The sequence below is a fragment of the Nocardia abscessus NBRC 100374 genome, from assembly GCF_000308455.1.
GTDB lineage: Bacteria > Actinomycetota > Actinomycetes > Mycobacteriales > Mycobacteriaceae > Nocardia > Nocardia abscessus.
Window position 1 is genome coordinate 1 of record NZ_BAFP01000122.1, and the last position, 15,206, is coordinate 15,206.

Below are 15,206 nucleotides of genomic sequence, written 5' to 3' on the forward strand. Positions count from 1 at the left end.
AGCGCCGCGGCGGGGACGTCCGCGTCCGCCAGCCGTTCCAGGATGCGCTGCGCCGTGCCGTGACCTGCGACGACCACGACAGCCCTGCCGCCGGTCGTGACGTGGGCGCGCAGCGAGGCGAACAGGGTCGCCACCAATTCGTCGGAGCCGCGCGCGGCCGGGCCGGGCAGCACCGGCAGCGCGACCTCGGACGCAGCGCCGGAGGCGAGCGGGCTCAGCGTCCACCAGGGCAGACCCTGCCGATCGGCGCTGGCATGGACCTCCGGCAGCGGGCGGTAGGCGGAGGCGGCCAGGTCGAGTCCGTGCCCGCCGAGCGGCGCGGCGCCGCCGAACGACGCCGCGGTCCAGGAGGCCTCCAGGAATTCCTCGCCGGTGCGCACCAGGTCGGCGGCGCGGGTGCGGATCTTCTCCGGATCGCACAGCAGCACGTGGGTGCCCTCCGGCAGCACCTCGGTGAGCAGGCGCAGTTGGCCGGGCCGCAGCACCGGCAACAGCGCCTCCATGCCCTCGACCGGGATACCCTGTGCCAGTTTCTCCAGCATCTCCACCAGCGCCGCGTCGGCCGCGTTGGCGGCGGCGACCTCGGCCGCCCGATCGCGCACCTCCCGGGTGAGCAGCAGTTCCCGGCACGGCGGCGCGACCACCAGGTCCACCGTCACGTCGGCCAGGGAGCGCTGGTCGGCGACGGCGAACGGCCGCAGCTCGGTGACCTCGTCGCCCCAGAACTCCACCCGCACCGGATGGTCGGCGGTGGGCGGGAACAAATCCAGGATCCCGCCGCGCACCGCGAATTCGCCGCGCTTGCCCACCATGTCGACCCGGGTGTAGGCGAATTCCACCAGCCGCGTGAGCAATTCGTCGAAGTCCAGCTCGGCGCCGACCCGCAGCACGATCGGTTCGATGTCGCCGAGCCCGTCCGCCATCGGCTGCATCAGCGACCGGACGGTGGTGACCACCACGCGCAGCGGCGCGGGGAAATGCGGGTCGGCGGGGTGCGCGATCCGGCGCAGTACCTCCAGCCTGCGCCCCACCGTGTCCGCGCCCGGTGAGAGCCGCTCGTGCGGCAGCGTCTCCCAGGAGGGGAACTGCGCGACCGTGGGGCCCAGCATCTCCTCCAGCTCGACGGTCAGATCGTCGGCCTCCCGCCCCGTCGCCGTCACCACCACCAGCGGCCGCGCGGCCGCCACCCGCGCCGCGACGAACGGGCGCACCGCCGACGGCGCGACCAACTCGACCGATGAGGTGCCGATCAGCTCCGCGACGGTCCGTAGCGAGGTATCGGCACCGGCCGCGGCGGCCAGTCCCGCCAACGGCGGGCGGTGGGTGGACATCGACAACTCCTGAGCGCAGGCGAGACGGTTCGAGCGGCCAACCGAGTCTAGTGAAGCGGGTGTCCCGTTTTTGCAGCGCCTGCGGCGACGCGTGTTCGCGGCCGCTTTCGGTGTGCGCCGCGGCGACCACCGTCGGGCGACTCCGTCTCGAACGCGGCGACCACCTGGATGCGCTCCGGCTCCGACTGGCTGATCAAGAGCACTGTGGAGGGTCTAGCCCAGGAGGCCGTCCGCGAACACCATCCGCACCTCGACCCCGGACTTACGCACCTCCCGCGCCTTCGAGTACTCCGGCGAGTCGTACCAGGTTCGGACCCGGTCCAGATCGGGGAACTCCAGCACCACCGCGCGCCGGGCCGCGGGCCAGGCCCCCTCGATAACCTCGGGCACGGTAGCGACGAGGTAACGCCCGCCGTACTGCCGGATCGATGGCTCCGCCAGCCGCCAGTACGCCGATCCGACTTCCTCGTCCGACACTTCGGCTTCGACGATGACGTAAGCGGGCATGCGCAACTCCGATCGGACGAGCGAATCGAACCCGGACCACACTAGCGTCGCGATCACGACGCACACGCGATCAGCGAATACCGGTCGACCCAACTACGCCAGCCCGAGCCGCGCGCACTAGATCCTGAGTTCGGGAACCAACGCGCTCCCGCACCCCAACCCCAGGTTTCGAGCGAAGCGAGACCGAGCATGCGCCGTTCGCGGCGCGAAGGCGCGGCAAAAAATTACGGCACGTAGCGTCGCAGCCGCCGGGCCGCGAATTCCCGGAAGTACGAGAGCTTTTCCGCCGGGACGAGGGCCGGGAGCAGGAAGTACCAGGCGCGCTCCATCCGGACCGCCATCTCGTCGATGGATTCGGTGCCGACGGCGATGATGTGCACGCCCGCGGCCATCTCCTGCCACAGCAGGCCGATGACCTCCGCGTCCAGATCGGCGATCAGGTCGCCCTGGGCGATGGCTCGCTCGGCGAGCAGGCGGTAGGTGTCGCCCCAGTTCTTGGCGATGTTGTCGCCTTGGGCGCCGCGATAGTCGCCGATCTGATGGGTCAGCTTCAGCATGGCGCCGACCATCGGGTCGTTCATCGATAGATCGGCGACGACGTAGGTGATGCCGATGCACGCTTCCAGCGCGGGCACCCGGGGATCGAAGAAGCCCTGACACGAGCTGGTCAGTCGCTCGTTGCCCTGGTCGACCACGGCGCGCGCCAGTTCTTCCTTCGAGCCGAAGTGAAAGTACAAGGCGCCCTTGGTCACATTGGACTGCGCGATGATCTCGCTCAGGCTCGCATTCGCATATCCCAAGCGCAGAAAGACATCGGCAGCGCCCGCCAGGACGGAATCGCGGGTGATCTCCGCGCGCGCTTGCCTAGCCATCAGATCCGCCTGTCATCCCAAAAACCAGCCATCCTGAAGTAGACCGACATCTCGAAGTTGACCGACTTACCGCCCGAACAGCACCCAAAGGATGGGTGAACCGTACCACCAGGCGCGCGCCCGGCAGCCAATTCGCGCATTCGGCCGGACCTGCCGCGCAATTTGCTAGTTAACAATCCGGGTCACTCACCGGCGCCTGCGCGCCACTCCGAGCTCAGTTGCGGCTCGGCTTCGAGATGGCTCAGCCCGTTCCAGCACAGGTTCACCAAGTGTGCCGCCACAACCTCTTTCGACGGTTTGCGCTCGTCCAGCCACCAGGTCGCGGCCGTGGCGACCTGGCCGACGAGCGCTTGGGCGTAGAGGGTGGACAGGCTGGTGTCGAATCCCCTGCGCTCGAAATCTCCGGCCAGGATGTGCGCCACCTGATTGGTCGCCTCGTTGAGCAAACTGGAGTACCGGCCCTCGGCGGCGGCAGCGGGCTGATCGCGCACGAGAATTCGAAACCCGTCGGTTCGTTCTTCGATGTAGGTCAGCAGCGCCAGCGCGACCTGTTCCAGCCGGATCCGCGATCGGTTCTGGGTGAGCGAGGAGGTGATCATGTCCAGCAGCATCGACATCTCGCGGTCGACGACGACCGCGTACAGCCCCTCCTTGCCGCCGAAGTGTTCGTACACCACGGGTTTGGAGACCTGGGCGCGCTGCGCGATCTCCTCGATGGAGGTCGCGTCGTAGCCGCGTTCGGCGAACAGCGCGCGCCCGATCTCGATCAGCTGCTGACGCCGCTGGGTGCCGGTCATGCGCGGCCGGGACACTCGATGTGACTCACCCGAAGACACTGACACTCCTCCGCCTCTCCGCGTTCTCGCCGACCCGAGTACATCGGCGGTTCACCCTCCGGCCCGCCGGTCGCCTGCCCGGCACAGCCGTGGGGGTGCCCGGCGAGTTACCCGTGTGCGTGCGAGACGGCGTCGCATCGGGGCTCCGACGCAGGACGCCGACGTTCGCATACCACTGTTCCAGACAGCTCGGCGACGCGACCGCTCGACCCTCCGCCCAACAATTCGCGGGGAGGCGGCCGAGTATGCGAGGATTCATCTCGTGCCGTGGCACAGCGGCGGGGGTTCGCCAACCGCCGGTGTGGCAATCCGCCGTGGTGTAATGGCAGCACATCTGATTTTGGTTCAGAGAGTTCAGGTTCGAGTCCTGGCGGCGGAGCTCGAGAGCACGATGACTATCGTTGGCCCGCACATCGCTGACCAAGCACGACGACGCCCCGCACGAGGACAGGCAGCCGAGGGAGATCCATGCCACAGCAGACCGCCGTCGTCGTTCTCGCAGCCGGTGCCGGGACGCGAATGCGGTCGAAGACCCCCAAGGTGCTGCATTCGCTGGCCGGTCGGAGCATGCTCGCGCACGCGCTGCATGCGGCGAACGAGATCGACCCCGCATACCTCATCACCGTGGTGGGGCACGACCGTGAGCAAGTCGGCGCGGCCGTGACCGCGGTCGCCGATGACCTGGGCCGGGAGATCACCCCGGCGATCCAGGAGGAGCAGCTCGGCACCGGGCACGCGGTGCAGTGCGCGCTGGACGCCCTGCCGGTCGGATTCACCGGCGACGTGCTGGTAACCTCCGCCGACGTGCCGCTGCTGGACGGGCACACCCTGGCCGCGCTGCTCGACGAGCACCGCAGCTACGCCGAACGCCCCGCCGTCACCGTGCTGACTTTCGTGCCGGAGGACCCGAACGGCTACGGCCGCATCGTGCGCGACGCGGAGGGCCAGCTGGCCGAGATCGTCGAGCACGCCGACGCCACCCCGGAGCAGACCGCGATCACCGAGGTGAACTCCGGTGTGTACGCGTTCGACGCCGCGGTGCTGCGCACCATGATCAGCAGGCTGTCCACCGCCAACGCCCAGCACGAGCTGTACTTGACCGACGTGCTGCGCCTGGCCCGCGAAGCCGGTCACCCGGTGCACGGCGCACGGCTGGTCGACGCGGCCAAGGTCACCGGCGTCAACGACCGGGTGCAGCTGGCCGCGGCGGCACGCACGCTCAACCGCTACATCCTGGAGCGCCACATGCGCGCGGGCGTCACGATCATGGATCCCGCCTCCACCTGGGTGGACGCCGGCGTGCGCATCGGAAGGGACGCGGTGCTGCGGCCCGGCGTACAACTGCTCGGCAACACGATCCTCGGCGAGGACGCCGAGGTCGGCCCGGACAGCACGCTCACCGATGTGGTCGTCGGTGACGGCGCGAAGGTGATCCGCACCCACGGCGAGGGCGCGACCATCGGCCCGAAGGCGACCATCGGCCCGTTCAGCTACCTACGTCCCGGCACTGTCGTGGGCGACGAGGGGAAGCTGGGCGCGTTCGTCGAGACCAAGAACGCCTCGATCGGCGCGCATTCGAAGGTGCCGCACCTCACCTATGTCGGCGACGCCACCATCGGCGAGCACAGCAACATCGGTGCGTCCAGCGTCTTCGTCAATTACGACGGCGTGACCAAGCACCACACCGTCGTCGGCTCGCACGTGCGCACCGGCAGCGACACCATGTTCGTCGCGCCGGTGACGGTGGGTGACGGAGCATATACGGCTGCGGGTACTGTACTGCGCAGAAGCGTTCCGCCCGGAGCTCTCGCGGTCTCCGGTGGTCCGCAGAAGAACATCGAGGGCTGGGTGCAGCGACACCGTCCAGGGACGGACGCGGCCCGCGCGGCGGCGGAAGCCATCGCGGCCAAGGAGATGTCGAGTCAGGCAATAGAGCAAAAGGATGGCAATCAGCAGTGACCGCGTCATGGATCGACAACCAGAAGAACCTCATGCTCTTCTCGGGACGCGCCCATCCTGAGCTGGCCGAGCAGGTCGCCAAGGAACTCGACGTCCACGTCACGCCGCAGATCGCACGAGACTTCGCCAACGGCGAGATCTTCGTCCGGTTCGAGGAGTCGGTCCGCGGCTCCGACGCCTTCGTCCTGCAGAGCTTCCCCGCGCCGCTGAACCAGTGGCTGATGGAGCAGCTCATCATGATCGACGCGCTCAAGCGCGGCTCGGCCAAGCGGATCACCGCGGTGCTGCCCTTCTACCCCTACGCCCGCCAGGACAAGAAGCACCGCGGCCGCGAGCCCATCTCGGCCCGTCTGGTCGCGGACCTGCTGAAGACCGCGGGCGCGGACCGGATCATCACCGTCGACCTGCACACCGACCAGATCCAGGGCTTCTTCGACGGCCCGGTCGATCACATGCACGCCCAGGTGCAGCTGGCGGAGTACATCCGCACCAACTACAGCCTCGAGCACATCACCGTCGTCTCCCCCGATTCGGGCCGCGTGCGCGTCGCCGAGAAGTGGGCCGACTCGCTGGGCGGCTCGCCGCTGGCCTTCATCCACAAGACCCGCGACCCGCTGGTGCCCAACCAGGTGAAGTCCAACCGCGTGGTCGGCGAGGTCGAGGGCCGCACCTGCATCCTGATCGACGACATGATCGACACCGGCGGCACCATCGCGGGCGCGGTCAAGGTGCTCAAGGAGGCCGGCGCCGGTGACGTGGTCATCGCCGCGACCCACGGCGTGCTGAGCCCGCCCGCCGCCGAGCGCCTCACCAGTTGCGGCGCCAAGGAGGTAGTGGTGACCAACACCCTGCCGCTGACGGAGGACAAGAAGTTCCCGCAGCTGACCGTGCTGTCCATCGCGCCGCTGCTGGCCCGCACCATCCGCGAGGTCTTCGAAAACGGCTCGGTAACCGGACTTTTCAACGGAAACGCGTAAGATCCACACCACGCAGACGGCGGCTCGGACTCCGGTTCGGGCCGCCGTTTTCGTATCCGCGTTAGGCGCGGCGATCGGTGGGGATACTGGGGGTATGGACCGTGACCCGTTGGAAACCGAAATGGGGGATGACGACCAAGAGGACGAGATCCGCGAGTATCAGCGCAACATCGAGGATCCGCCCGACGATCTGCGCATCCGCTACCACGAGGACGAGGACGACGGCAGGCTGGGCATCGGCGACGAGCTGGACCAGGAGTGGACGCCGAACGACGGCCGCGCCGGAGACGAGGAGGCCGACGACCGGTCGGCCGAGGTCGCCGCGATCGAGATCATCGACGATCAGGACCTCTGAGACGCGCTTCCCCCGACGCGCCACGCTGGCGCAATCGGGTACGACGACGCGTTCACCGTGGTAGGCATAGGTTGCTGACCGGGACGATACGAGGAGGGTGCGATGAGCACGCCGAAGGATCCGGAGCACACAGACGACGAGCAGCGGCCGTCGGAGTCGCCCTCGTTGTCGAAGCAGACCGGGGACACCTCCGGTGAGGAGCCTGCCCAGCCCCTGACCGGTGCCGCTCCGGCCCAGACACCTAGCGCACAACCTACCGAGCACGACCCGGCGGCCGCGCGACCGCCGGAGAGCGAGGCGGTTCCACCGGATCAGTGGTGGCAGCCGACCGGAACGCCGCCCGCCGGACCGCTGGGCGGCCAGTGGGGCGCCGAACCCAGCGGCCAGCCGGCCGAGCCGCAGCCTTGGGGCGCCGACAGCCCGGGTGGCAGGCAGTCCTGGGGCGCCGAACCCGCCGCGCCGGGAACCCCCTTGCCGGGCTCCGCGCCGCAGCCCACCGACGAATCGACGCACCGGTTCACGCCGGACGAGCACACGCGATTCGGCTCCGCTGGGCAACCGCCTTATCCGCCGACCGGGCACTCCGCCGACGCCGAGCAGCTGTATCCGCCGACCGGTCAACCCGGATATCCGGCGGGCGGGGTGTACGGCTATCCGCCGTCGGGGCAGCAGCCGCCGCAGTACGGCTATCCGTCCTACCCGCAGCAGGGGTACGAGCCCTACGCCACCCAGCCGAAGCAGGCGGGTAGCCAGGTGTACTCGATCATCGGGTTCGTCTGCGCGGTCACTGCGCTGCTGTTCTGCCCGTTCCTGTTCGGCCCGGCCGGGATAATCCTGGGGATAATCGGGCACAACAAGGGCGAATCGCTCGGCAAATGGGCAGCGATCGCGTCGGCCGTCGGGATGGTGATCGGCTTCATCGTGGGATTCGCCGTGTTCGGCGGAGACTTGTCGACGTAGATTTTCGGTATGCGTCTTTTCGATGGCACCGGCACGACGGGTGCGCGAGCATGACCGGATTCACGGGCTTCCCGCTGGCCGGACCGGACTTCTACGAGGACCTGGAGGCCGACAACTCCAAGGCGTTCTGGACCGCGCACAAGCAGATCTACGACGAGGCGGTGCTCGCGCCCATGAAGGCGCTCGTCGCCGAGCTGGAGTCGGACTTCGGGCCGGCCAAGATCTTCCGGCCCTACCGGGACGTGCGCTTCGCCAAGGACAAGTCGCCGTACAAGACCGCGCAGGGCGCCGTGGTGCGGGCCGCGCCGGGCGCGGGCTGGTACGTCCAGATCAACGCCGGTGGCCTGTACGTCGGCGGCGGTTTCTACCAGGGCTCCCCCGACCAGCGCGCGCAACTGCGCGCCACCATCGATGACGATTTGCGCGGACCCGAGCTGGCGGCGATCCTCGCGAAGCTTGCCACGGCGGGTTTCACCATCGGCGGCGAGAAGCTGAAGACCAAACCCAAGGGCTACGATGCCGACCACCCGCGCATCGACCTGCTGCGGCACAAGTCCATCACGTGCGGCCGGGACTTCGGCGCGCCCGCCTGGCTGGAGACGCCCCGGGCGGCGAAGGAGGTCCGCGCCGCGTGGGAGACGATGCGGCCGCTGATCGAATGGCTCGCGGCGGTGGTCGGCGGCGCACCCTCGCGGTGACCGCCGCCGACCGGCACGCGGTCAGCGCCGCTGGGCGAGCACCAGGGCGAAGCGGTCGTCGGAATCGGTCCACACGTGTCCGGTGGCGAAGCCCGCGGCGGCGAGTTCGGCGTCGAGGCTCTCGACCCGGAACTTCGCCGAGATCTCGGTGCGGATCTGTTCGCCGCGGCCGAAGCGCACGGTGAGGTCGAGGTCCGCCACCGTGACGGTCATGTCCTCGCTCGCCTCCAGCCGCATCTCGATCCACTCGCGCGCCGCGTCCCAGACCGCGACGTGCCGGAACTTCTCCGGCGCGAAGTCGGCGTGCAAGCGAGAGTTCAACACGTGCAAGACGTTCCGGTTGAACTCGGCGGTGACGCCCGCCGCGTCGTCGTAGGCGGGGACGAGCACCGCCGGGTCGATGACCAACCCGGCGCCGAGCAGCAGGTGCTCGCCCGGCTCGAGCACGGCGTGGATCCGGGCGAGGAATTCGGCCCTTTCCTCGGGGATCAGGTTGCCGATGGTGCCGCCGAGGAAGGCGATCATCCGGCGTCCCCCGCGCGGCAAGTTGTCCAGTGTGTCGGTGAAGTCGCTGACCACACCGTGCACGGCGAGGCCGGGGAACTCGGCGGCGACCTCGTCGGCGGCGGCTCGCAGCGCCGCGGGCGAAACGTCCTGCGGGACGTACTTCTTCAAGGGTGCGCGCGCACTGAGCGCGGTGAGCAGCAGACGCGTTTTGGCCGCCGATCCCGCGCCGAGCTCGACCAGCACCTCGGCTTGCGCCGCGTCGGCGATCTCGTCGACCACGCGCTCCAGCAGCGCGCGCTCGGTGCGCGTCGGGTAGTACTCGGGCAGCTCGGTGATCTGTTCGAACAGTTCGCTGCCCCTGGCGTCGTAGAAATATTTGGGCGGCAACCATTTCGGGTCGGCGGACAGCCCCAGCCGGGCGTCCGAGCGGAGCGCCGCGTCGAGGTCGTCTTCGGTGAGGTGGATGTCCAGCGAGGCTGCGGTCATGGCACGGGCCTTTCGGGTCAGAGGAGGGCGTCGACGGACAGCGCACCTGGCCGGGCGCTCACCAGGCAGCGGTCCGGGATCGACCGCCAACGCGGGTCGTCGTCGAACGGTTCGGAGGACATGAGCGCGAACTCGTCGGTGACCAGCACCGACAACGAGTGGTGGCAGGTGGTCGCCCACAGCTGCGCACCGTCGGAGAGCAGAAGATTCAGTCGTGCTTCCGGCGCCCGATCGAGGATCGCGGACACGAGCAGCCGCAGCGCCGCGGGCGCCGCCGACCACTCGCCGTCCGGCGAGCTGGTCGCCAGCAGATCGCACAGCAGCACCCACAGCGTCGCCGCGTCGGTGGCCGACTCCGCCTCCAGCAGCCGGGCCGGGGTGAACAGATCCTCGGCGCCGAGCTCGGCCGCGATGAGCGCGAACTCGGCGGCTACGCCGGACAGCGTGCGGCGCCAGTCCGGCACCACGCCGTTGTGGCTGAACGCCCAGCGGTCGCGGGTGAACGGCGCGCACGCCGACCGCTCGATCGGCATGCCGACCGTGGCCGAGCGCACCGCGCCGAGCACCGCGGCGGACTCCAGCTGCCCGAGCACCTCGTCCACCGCCGGGTCGGTCCAGATCGGTGCGGCGTTGCGGTAACGGCTGGCGGTGACCGCGTCGTTCTCCGCGACGCGCCACCAGGCGACGCCGAAGCCGTCGGCATTGATGGTGCCGCCATGGCGCATATCGCGCGGGGCCCACGCCTGGGTGCGCAGTGAATGGGAGCCGAGGGTCAACATCTCGCCCACCCGCACCGGCGGGCCGACATAACCCAGGTGTCTACACATCGGCACCCGCCGAGGCCGCCTCCGCGGGGTGCGGCTTGCACGCCGCGTCACCGCGGTCCCGCCGCCCGGCGGGACGAGCGTCGCTCACTCGCCTTCTCCCGCGCGCAGGTCCCGCGCCAAGCGGAAGCCCGCGAAGATCTGGCGGCGAATGGGGTGGTCCCAGTTGCGGAACGTGCTGCGGCAGGCCACCGGATCGGTGCCGAAGGAGCCGCCGCGCAGCACCCGGTAGTCCCCGCCGAAGAACACCTCGGAGTACTCCCGGTACGGGAACGCGCGGAAACCGGGGTACGCCTCGAAACCCGAGGCTGTCCACTCCCACACGTCACCGATCAACTGATGCACACCCGCCGGAGACGCGCCCGCCGGATAAGCGCCGACCTCCGCCGGTTCCAAATGACGCTGCCCGAGATTCGCGGTGACGGCATCGGGATCGGCGTCGCCCCAGGGGAATCGCCGCGACGCGCCGGTGGCCGGGTCGAACCTGGCCGCCTTCTCCCATTCCGCTTCGGTGGGCAGGCGTTTGCCCGCCCAGTTCGCGTACGCCTCGGCCTCGAACCAGCACACGTGCACGACCGGCTGGTGCGGACGCAGCGGGGTCATCACCCCGAACACCCGCCGCCACCAGCGTCCGGACGGATCGCGCTCCCAGAACTGCGGCGCGACCAGACCCGCCTCGGTGCGATGCGCCCAACCCCGCGCGGACCACAGCTCAGGGCGCTCGTAGCCGCCGTCATCGATGAAGGCCAGGTACTGCTCGTTGGTCACCGGCGCGGCGTCGATCGCGAACCCGGGCACCACGACCCGATGGGCGGGACGCTCGTTGTCCAGTGCCCACGCCTCGGTCGAAGTGCCCATGGTGAATTCGCCCGCCGGGATGACGACCTCCCCGGTGACCGGCGCCGCCGACGTCGGCGCGGCCGCCCCGGAGAGCACCACCGAGCCGGTGCGCAACTGATGGGTGGCCAGCATGGTCTCGTCGTGCTGCTGCTCGTGCTGGGCGATCATGCCGAACGCGAAACCACCGTCGACCAGCGGACGGCCGCGCAAGTCGCTGCGCTCGAGCACATCCCACACTTTGTCGCGCACGGTGCCGACGTAACCGCGAGCTTGCGCGGGATCGAGCAACGGCAGCGCGGGCCGGTTCGCGCGGGCGTGTTTGAAGGCGTCGTAGAGTTCGTCGATGTCGGCGCGCACCGGGTCGCGGCCGCCGACATCGCGCACGAGCCAGAGTTCTTCCTGGTTGCCGATGTGCGCGAGGTCCCAGACCAGCGGGCTCATCAGTTGTGAATGCTGGGCCACCAGTTCGGCTTCGTCGACGCAGTCGGTGAGGGTGTGAGTGCGTTGCCTGGCGCGGGTGAGGACCTCGGCGATCCGGTCGCGCAGCTGTTCGGTGCCGGAGTTGTCGGTTGGGGCGGAATGCGAAATGGTCACGGGAAACGTCTCCGAGATTCGTGATGATCGGCGTCGGCGCGGCCGCCGGACTCGGTGCGGCTGCGGGCGATTCGGCGCACGCCGGCCTGGTCGACCGGGGCGCCGTCGGGGAAGCGCGGCTGATTCCTGGTCACGTGGCGGCTCCCGGAGGCTGCGCGTCGAGGCCGTGCTCGGTGTCCTCCTCGGTCGGGGCGTGACCACGGTGACATCGTTCGGCGGCGGATTCGACGGCGCGGGCCGCCTCGTCGGTCGCGGTGTGCGCGGCCGCGAGCCGCAGCAGGGCGACCGCGGCGGCCCGCAGATCCGGGTCGGCCAATCCGTAGCGGGCGGCGTCGACCCAGCGCCCGGCCAGCGGCGCGGCGATCGAGTTCGCCTCCGCGACCACCGCGGGGCTGGACATGAGCGCGTCGATCACGTGCACCGGGACGGTCCACCCGTCGCCGGGCTGGGCGTCGATGTAGCGGACTTCCAGGTGGCCCGAGGCGCGCACCGGCGGGAACAGCGTGGTCAGGTGATAGTCGAGATCGCCGATATCGGGGCGGCGGCCCACCTCGTCGTCCAGAGCGCCGGACAGCCAGTCGGCGAATGTCGCGCCGTGCGGCGCGAACCATCCCTCCGCGTGGCCGTCACCGGGTGCCGCGACCCCTTCGGGCCGGCGCACGCACAGCAGCGGCACGTCCAGTGCCCACTTGCCGTACGCGGCCACCGGGTCGGCCCAGTCGAGCACCGGCGGGCGGGTCCGGGTGTTGTCCAGGCGCAGCCAGGCTCGCATGCGCTGGGACGCCCAGGTTCCGGGCGGCGCGCCACGCAGGGCGGGGGAACAGGCGAAGGCGGCCACCAGCGCGGGGCCTACGGCGTACAGTGCGGTCCAGCGTGCGGTGACGTCCGCGTGGTCGGCGCCCGCGTCCACGCTGACCTGGGTGGCCGCGGTATTGCACATCATCAGCTTGCCGAACGGCCCGATGCCGCCGAAGGCTCGCTCCATCGCGCGGTAGCGCGGGAGCTGGAGCAGGCGTTTGGGGCGGCGGTCGGCGTCAGCGGCGACGGAAACCGGACGGATGGACCGGGATTCGAGGAGTTCCCGCAACAGGCGGGCATCATCGCGCAGCCGATCACACAGCTGCGCGGCAGCGTCGTAGGGAGCGCTGGAGAGTTCGATCTGACCGCCGGGTTCGAGAGTGACCCGGCTGCCCCCCGGCAGAGCGAGCGCCGGTGAATCGGGGGCGATGGACCGTGGTGCGTACGGTCCGAGCGCGTCCGCCAAGGCGGACAGCTGGGGGCGCGGAGCGGCCGCGGGACCGGACGCCGAACACTCACCGTGCACCGTGAGCCACTCCAGTTCGGCGCCGATCAAGGCGGGTGGGCCGAGCTTGAAGCACACCCCGCCGATATACGCCTCCGCCGCCGCTCGGGAGGACAGTTCCCCCTGCTCGGTGGCACAACCGGCCGACTCAGGACTTTCGAGCGTGACCGCCATGCCAACCTCCAGTAGGCGTCCGGGACATAGTCCGCTGCTGTTCGGTTATCGCCGTTCGGCGCGGCGTTATTCCACTCCCCGGCCGAAATCGCATGCGGCGACCCATCCAGCGTAGCCACGCATCCCGACAAGAAACCGACATGAAGCCGAACATTCCACCGGATAAGGTCGGCTGCATGCTGGATGACGATCGCGTACGCGCCGACACGCCCGGGTGCGTATCCGGGCCCGGACCCGGCCCCGTTTTCCTCGACAGCGCCGGATCGTCGCTTCCGCCGCGGGTCGTCACCGACACGGTCGTCGCCCATTTGCGGCGGGAATCGGAGATCGGCGGCTATCGCGCGGCGAACGAGCGGTTCGACGACCTCGCCGCGGTCAAGACCGCGATCGGCGCGCTGATCAACGCCGCGCCGGAGAGCATCGCGCTCAGCGACAGCGCCACCCGCTCCTGGGCGGACTTCTTCTACTCGGTCCCGCTCGCCGCGGGCGACCGCATCCTGGTCTCCGAGGCCGACTACGCCAGCAATGCCATCGCCGCCTTGCAGCGCGCCCGCGCCACCGGCGCCACGGTGGAGAAGATCCCCAGCGACGGCAGCGGGCAGATCGATCTCGACGCGCTGGCCGCGCTGGTGGACGAACGGGTCAAGCTGGTCTCGGTGCTGCACGCGCCGACCAACGGCGGGCTGGTGAACCCCGCCGCCGAGGCGACCAGGATCGCGCACTCGGTCGGCGCGCTGGTGCTGCTGGACGCCTGTCAGTCGGCCGGACAGCTGCCCATCGACGTGGCCGAACTCGGTGTGGACGCGCTGTCGGCGACCGGCCGCAAGTGGCTGCGCGGCCCGCGCGGCACCGGGTTCCTGTACCTGCGGCCGGAATTGGCGCGGTCGATGGAACCCGCGCGCCTTGACCTGCACGGCGCGGAATGGACCGGCCCCGACGACTACCGGCTCGCGCCCGATGCCAGCCGCTTCGAGTTCTGGGAGTGCGACGTCGCGGGGCGCCTCGGCTTGGGCGCGGCGGTGCGATACCTGCTGGAGCTGGGTCCGCACGAGGTCTACGCGGCGATCGCGGCCCGCGCCGAACACCTGCGCAAGGCGCTGCCGGAGCTTCCCGGCGTGACGGTGCGCGACCTCGGCATCCGGCACAGCGGCATCGTGTCCTTCACCGTCGACGGCGTCGACTCCGTCGAGGTGCGCGACCGGTTGCTGGCGCAGGACATCACGGTCACCGTCAGCCACGCCGGTTCGACCCTGCTGGACATGACCGGGCGCGGTCTGCGGTCGGTCGTGCGCGCCTCGCCGCACTGCTTCGTCGGCTTCGACGAACTCGACCGATTCGTCGCCGCGGTGGCAGCACTGCGAGCCTGAGCGCCGGACGCGGAAACCTGCCCGAACAGCGGTTCAGGCCAGGTGTACTTCGAGTGCCCTGGCCACCAGAGCCGCCACGTCGACACCCGGCTCGACCAGACGCAAGCTGCGATTGGCCCGCACGGTGGCGATGCCGTGCAGATTGGTCCACAGCGCGAGGGCGCGAGCGCGCGGATCGATCGCGCCGGAGGCCGCCGCCGCACCGACCAGGTCGGCGAAGCGCGCGAACAGCGGCAGGGTGACCGACCGCAGATTCTCGCCGGAGCCCTCGAGCAGGTCGTGCCGGAACATCAAGCCGAACATCTCCGGCCGGTGCCCGGCGAACTCGATGTACTCGGCGCTCATCCGTGCGAGCCGCTCGCGCGCGGACCCGGTATCCGCCTCGGTGAACCGGTCGGTGAGGTCGGCGAACCCGCGTGCCGCGACGGCGGCCAGCAGTGCGCGGTGGGTGGGGAAGTGCCGCCGCGGCGCACCGTGGGAGACGCCCGCGGCCCGGGTGATGGCCCGCAGTCCCAGTTGCGCCGCACCGACCTCTTCGAGCAGGTCGACGCCCGCGTCGACCAGTCGGTCCCGCAGTGATTCGCTCTCCACCATGCAGACATTGTCTACGGCCGGG

15 protein-coding genes, 1 tRNA gene and 1 pseudogene are annotated in these 15,206 nt (G+C 70.0%); 7 read left to right on the forward strand and 10 right to left on the reverse strand.

Annotated features, from left to right (window positions below):
• The 4 genes and pseudogenes from ON19_RS24975 to ON19_RS24990 all read right to left on the reverse strand — a co-directional run.
• Positions 1-1,331, reverse strand: a pseudogene (locus ON19_RS24975) (transcription-repair coupling factor); the annotation flags it as partial.
• Between the two features lie 213 nt (positions 1,332-1,544).
• Entirely contained in the window at positions 1,545-1,895 is a 351-nt protein-coding gene (locus ON19_RS24980; RefSeq protein WP_227954613.1) for a DUF1330 domain-containing protein, read from the reverse strand.
• A gap of 167 nt (positions 1,896-2,062) precedes the next feature.
• Positions 2,063-2,710, reverse strand: coding sequence for a TetR family transcriptional regulator (locus ON19_RS24985; RefSeq protein ID WP_043697792.1), 648 nt, complete (start codon positions 2,708-2,710; stop codon positions 2,063-2,065).
• Between the two features lie 182 nt (positions 2,711-2,892).
• A complete protein-coding gene (locus tag ON19_RS24990) occupies positions 2,893-3,507 on the reverse strand; it encodes a TetR/AcrR family transcriptional regulator (RefSeq protein ID WP_043697794.1) in 615 nt (204 codons plus the stop codon).
• A 347-nt stretch (positions 3,508-3,854) separates the two neighbouring features.
• Here ON19_RS24990 and ON19_RS24995 point away from each other — a divergent pair.
• The 6 genes from ON19_RS24995 (at position 3,855) to ON19_RS25020 (ending at position 8,495) form a co-directional block, all read left to right on the forward strand.
• A tRNA-Gln gene (locus ON19_RS24995) sits at positions 3,855-3,925 on the forward strand.
• Positions 3,926-4,014: 89 nt separating this feature from the next.
• On the forward strand, positions 4,015-5,505 hold the full coding sequence (glmU, locus tag ON19_RS25000) for a bifunctional UDP-N-acetylglucosamine diphosphorylase/glucosamine-1-phosphate N-acetyltransferase GlmU (RefSeq protein WP_043697796.1): 1,491 nt from the start codon (positions 4,015-4,017) through the stop codon (positions 5,503-5,505).
• On the forward strand, positions 5,502-6,482 hold the full coding sequence (locus ON19_RS25005; RefSeq protein ID WP_043697798.1) for a ribose-phosphate diphosphokinase: 981 nt from the start codon (positions 5,502-5,504) through the stop codon (positions 6,480-6,482). Before glmU ends, ON19_RS25005 begins: the two co-directional genes overlap by 4 nt.
• 94 nt (positions 6,483-6,576) lie before the next feature.
• The gene (locus tag ON19_RS25010) at positions 6,577-6,837 is read left to right on the forward strand and encodes a hypothetical protein (protein WP_043697800.1); all 261 of its coding nucleotides are present in this window, start codon (positions 6,577-6,579) and stop codon (positions 6,835-6,837) included.
• 102 nt (positions 6,838-6,939) lie between these two features.
• Entirely contained in the window at positions 6,940-7,797 is an 858-nt protein-coding gene (locus ON19_RS43355) for a DUF4190 domain-containing protein (protein WP_051169281.1), read from the forward strand.
• A 50-nt stretch (positions 7,798-7,847) separates the two neighbouring features.
• Complete coding sequence (locus ON19_RS25020; RefSeq protein ID WP_043697802.1) at positions 7,848-8,495, forward strand: DUF2461 domain-containing protein; 648 nt, start codon at positions 7,848-7,850, stop codon at positions 8,493-8,495.
• Positions 8,496-8,516: 21 nt separating this feature from the next.
• Here the strand turns inward: ON19_RS25020 and egtD are convergent, their stop codons facing one another.
• The 5 genes from egtD to egtA all read right to left on the reverse strand — a co-directional run bounded on the left by egtD (position 8,517) and on the right by egtA (position 13,223).
• Positions 8,517-9,488 carry an L-histidine N(alpha)-methyltransferase gene (gene egtD / locus ON19_RS25025; protein WP_043697804.1) on the reverse strand — a complete coding sequence of 324 codons (972 nt, stop codon included), beginning with the start codon at positions 9,486-9,488 and terminating at the stop codon, positions 8,517-8,519.
• A gap of 17 nt (positions 9,489-9,505) precedes the next feature.
• Complete coding sequence (egtC, locus tag ON19_RS25030) at positions 9,506-10,315, reverse strand: ergothioneine biosynthesis protein EgtC (RefSeq protein WP_043697806.1); 810 nt, start codon at positions 10,313-10,315, stop codon at positions 9,506-9,508.
• Positions 10,316-10,399: 84 nt separating this feature from the next.
• Complete coding sequence (gene egtB, locus ON19_RS25035) at positions 10,400-11,746, reverse strand: ergothioneine biosynthesis protein EgtB (RefSeq protein ID WP_051169282.1); 1,347 nt, start codon at positions 11,744-11,746, stop codon at positions 10,400-10,402.
• Positions 11,743-11,880 carry a hypothetical protein gene (locus ON19_RS42205; RefSeq protein ID WP_157229834.1) on the reverse strand — a complete coding sequence of 46 codons (138 nt, stop codon included), beginning with the start codon at positions 11,878-11,880 and terminating at the stop codon, positions 11,743-11,745. Before ON19_RS42205 ends, egtB begins: the two co-directional genes overlap by 4 nt.
• Positions 11,877-13,223, reverse strand: a complete 1,347-nt coding sequence (gene egtA, locus ON19_RS25040; protein ID WP_051169283.1) for an ergothioneine biosynthesis glutamate--cysteine ligase EgtA — start codon at positions 13,221-13,223, stop codon at positions 11,877-11,879. The genes ON19_RS42205 and egtA overlap by 4 nt, the downstream gene beginning before the upstream one ends.
• Positions 13,224-13,399: 176 nt before the next feature.
• Between egtA and ON19_RS25045 the strand changes: the two genes are divergently transcribed.
• The gene (locus tag ON19_RS25045; protein WP_043697874.1) at positions 13,400-14,590 is read left to right on the forward strand and encodes an aminotransferase class V-fold PLP-dependent enzyme; all 1,191 of its coding nucleotides are present in this window, start codon (positions 13,400-13,402) and stop codon (positions 14,588-14,590) included.
• 33 nt (positions 14,591-14,623) lie between these two features.
• On the opposite strand, the gene ON19_RS25050 is transcribed toward ON19_RS25045, so the two are convergent.
• Positions 14,624-15,184 carry a TetR/AcrR family transcriptional regulator gene (locus tag ON19_RS25050; RefSeq protein WP_043697807.1) on the reverse strand — a complete coding sequence of 187 codons (561 nt, stop codon included), beginning with the start codon at positions 15,182-15,184 and terminating at the stop codon, positions 14,624-14,626.
• Positions 15,185-15,206: the final 22 nt, after the last annotated feature.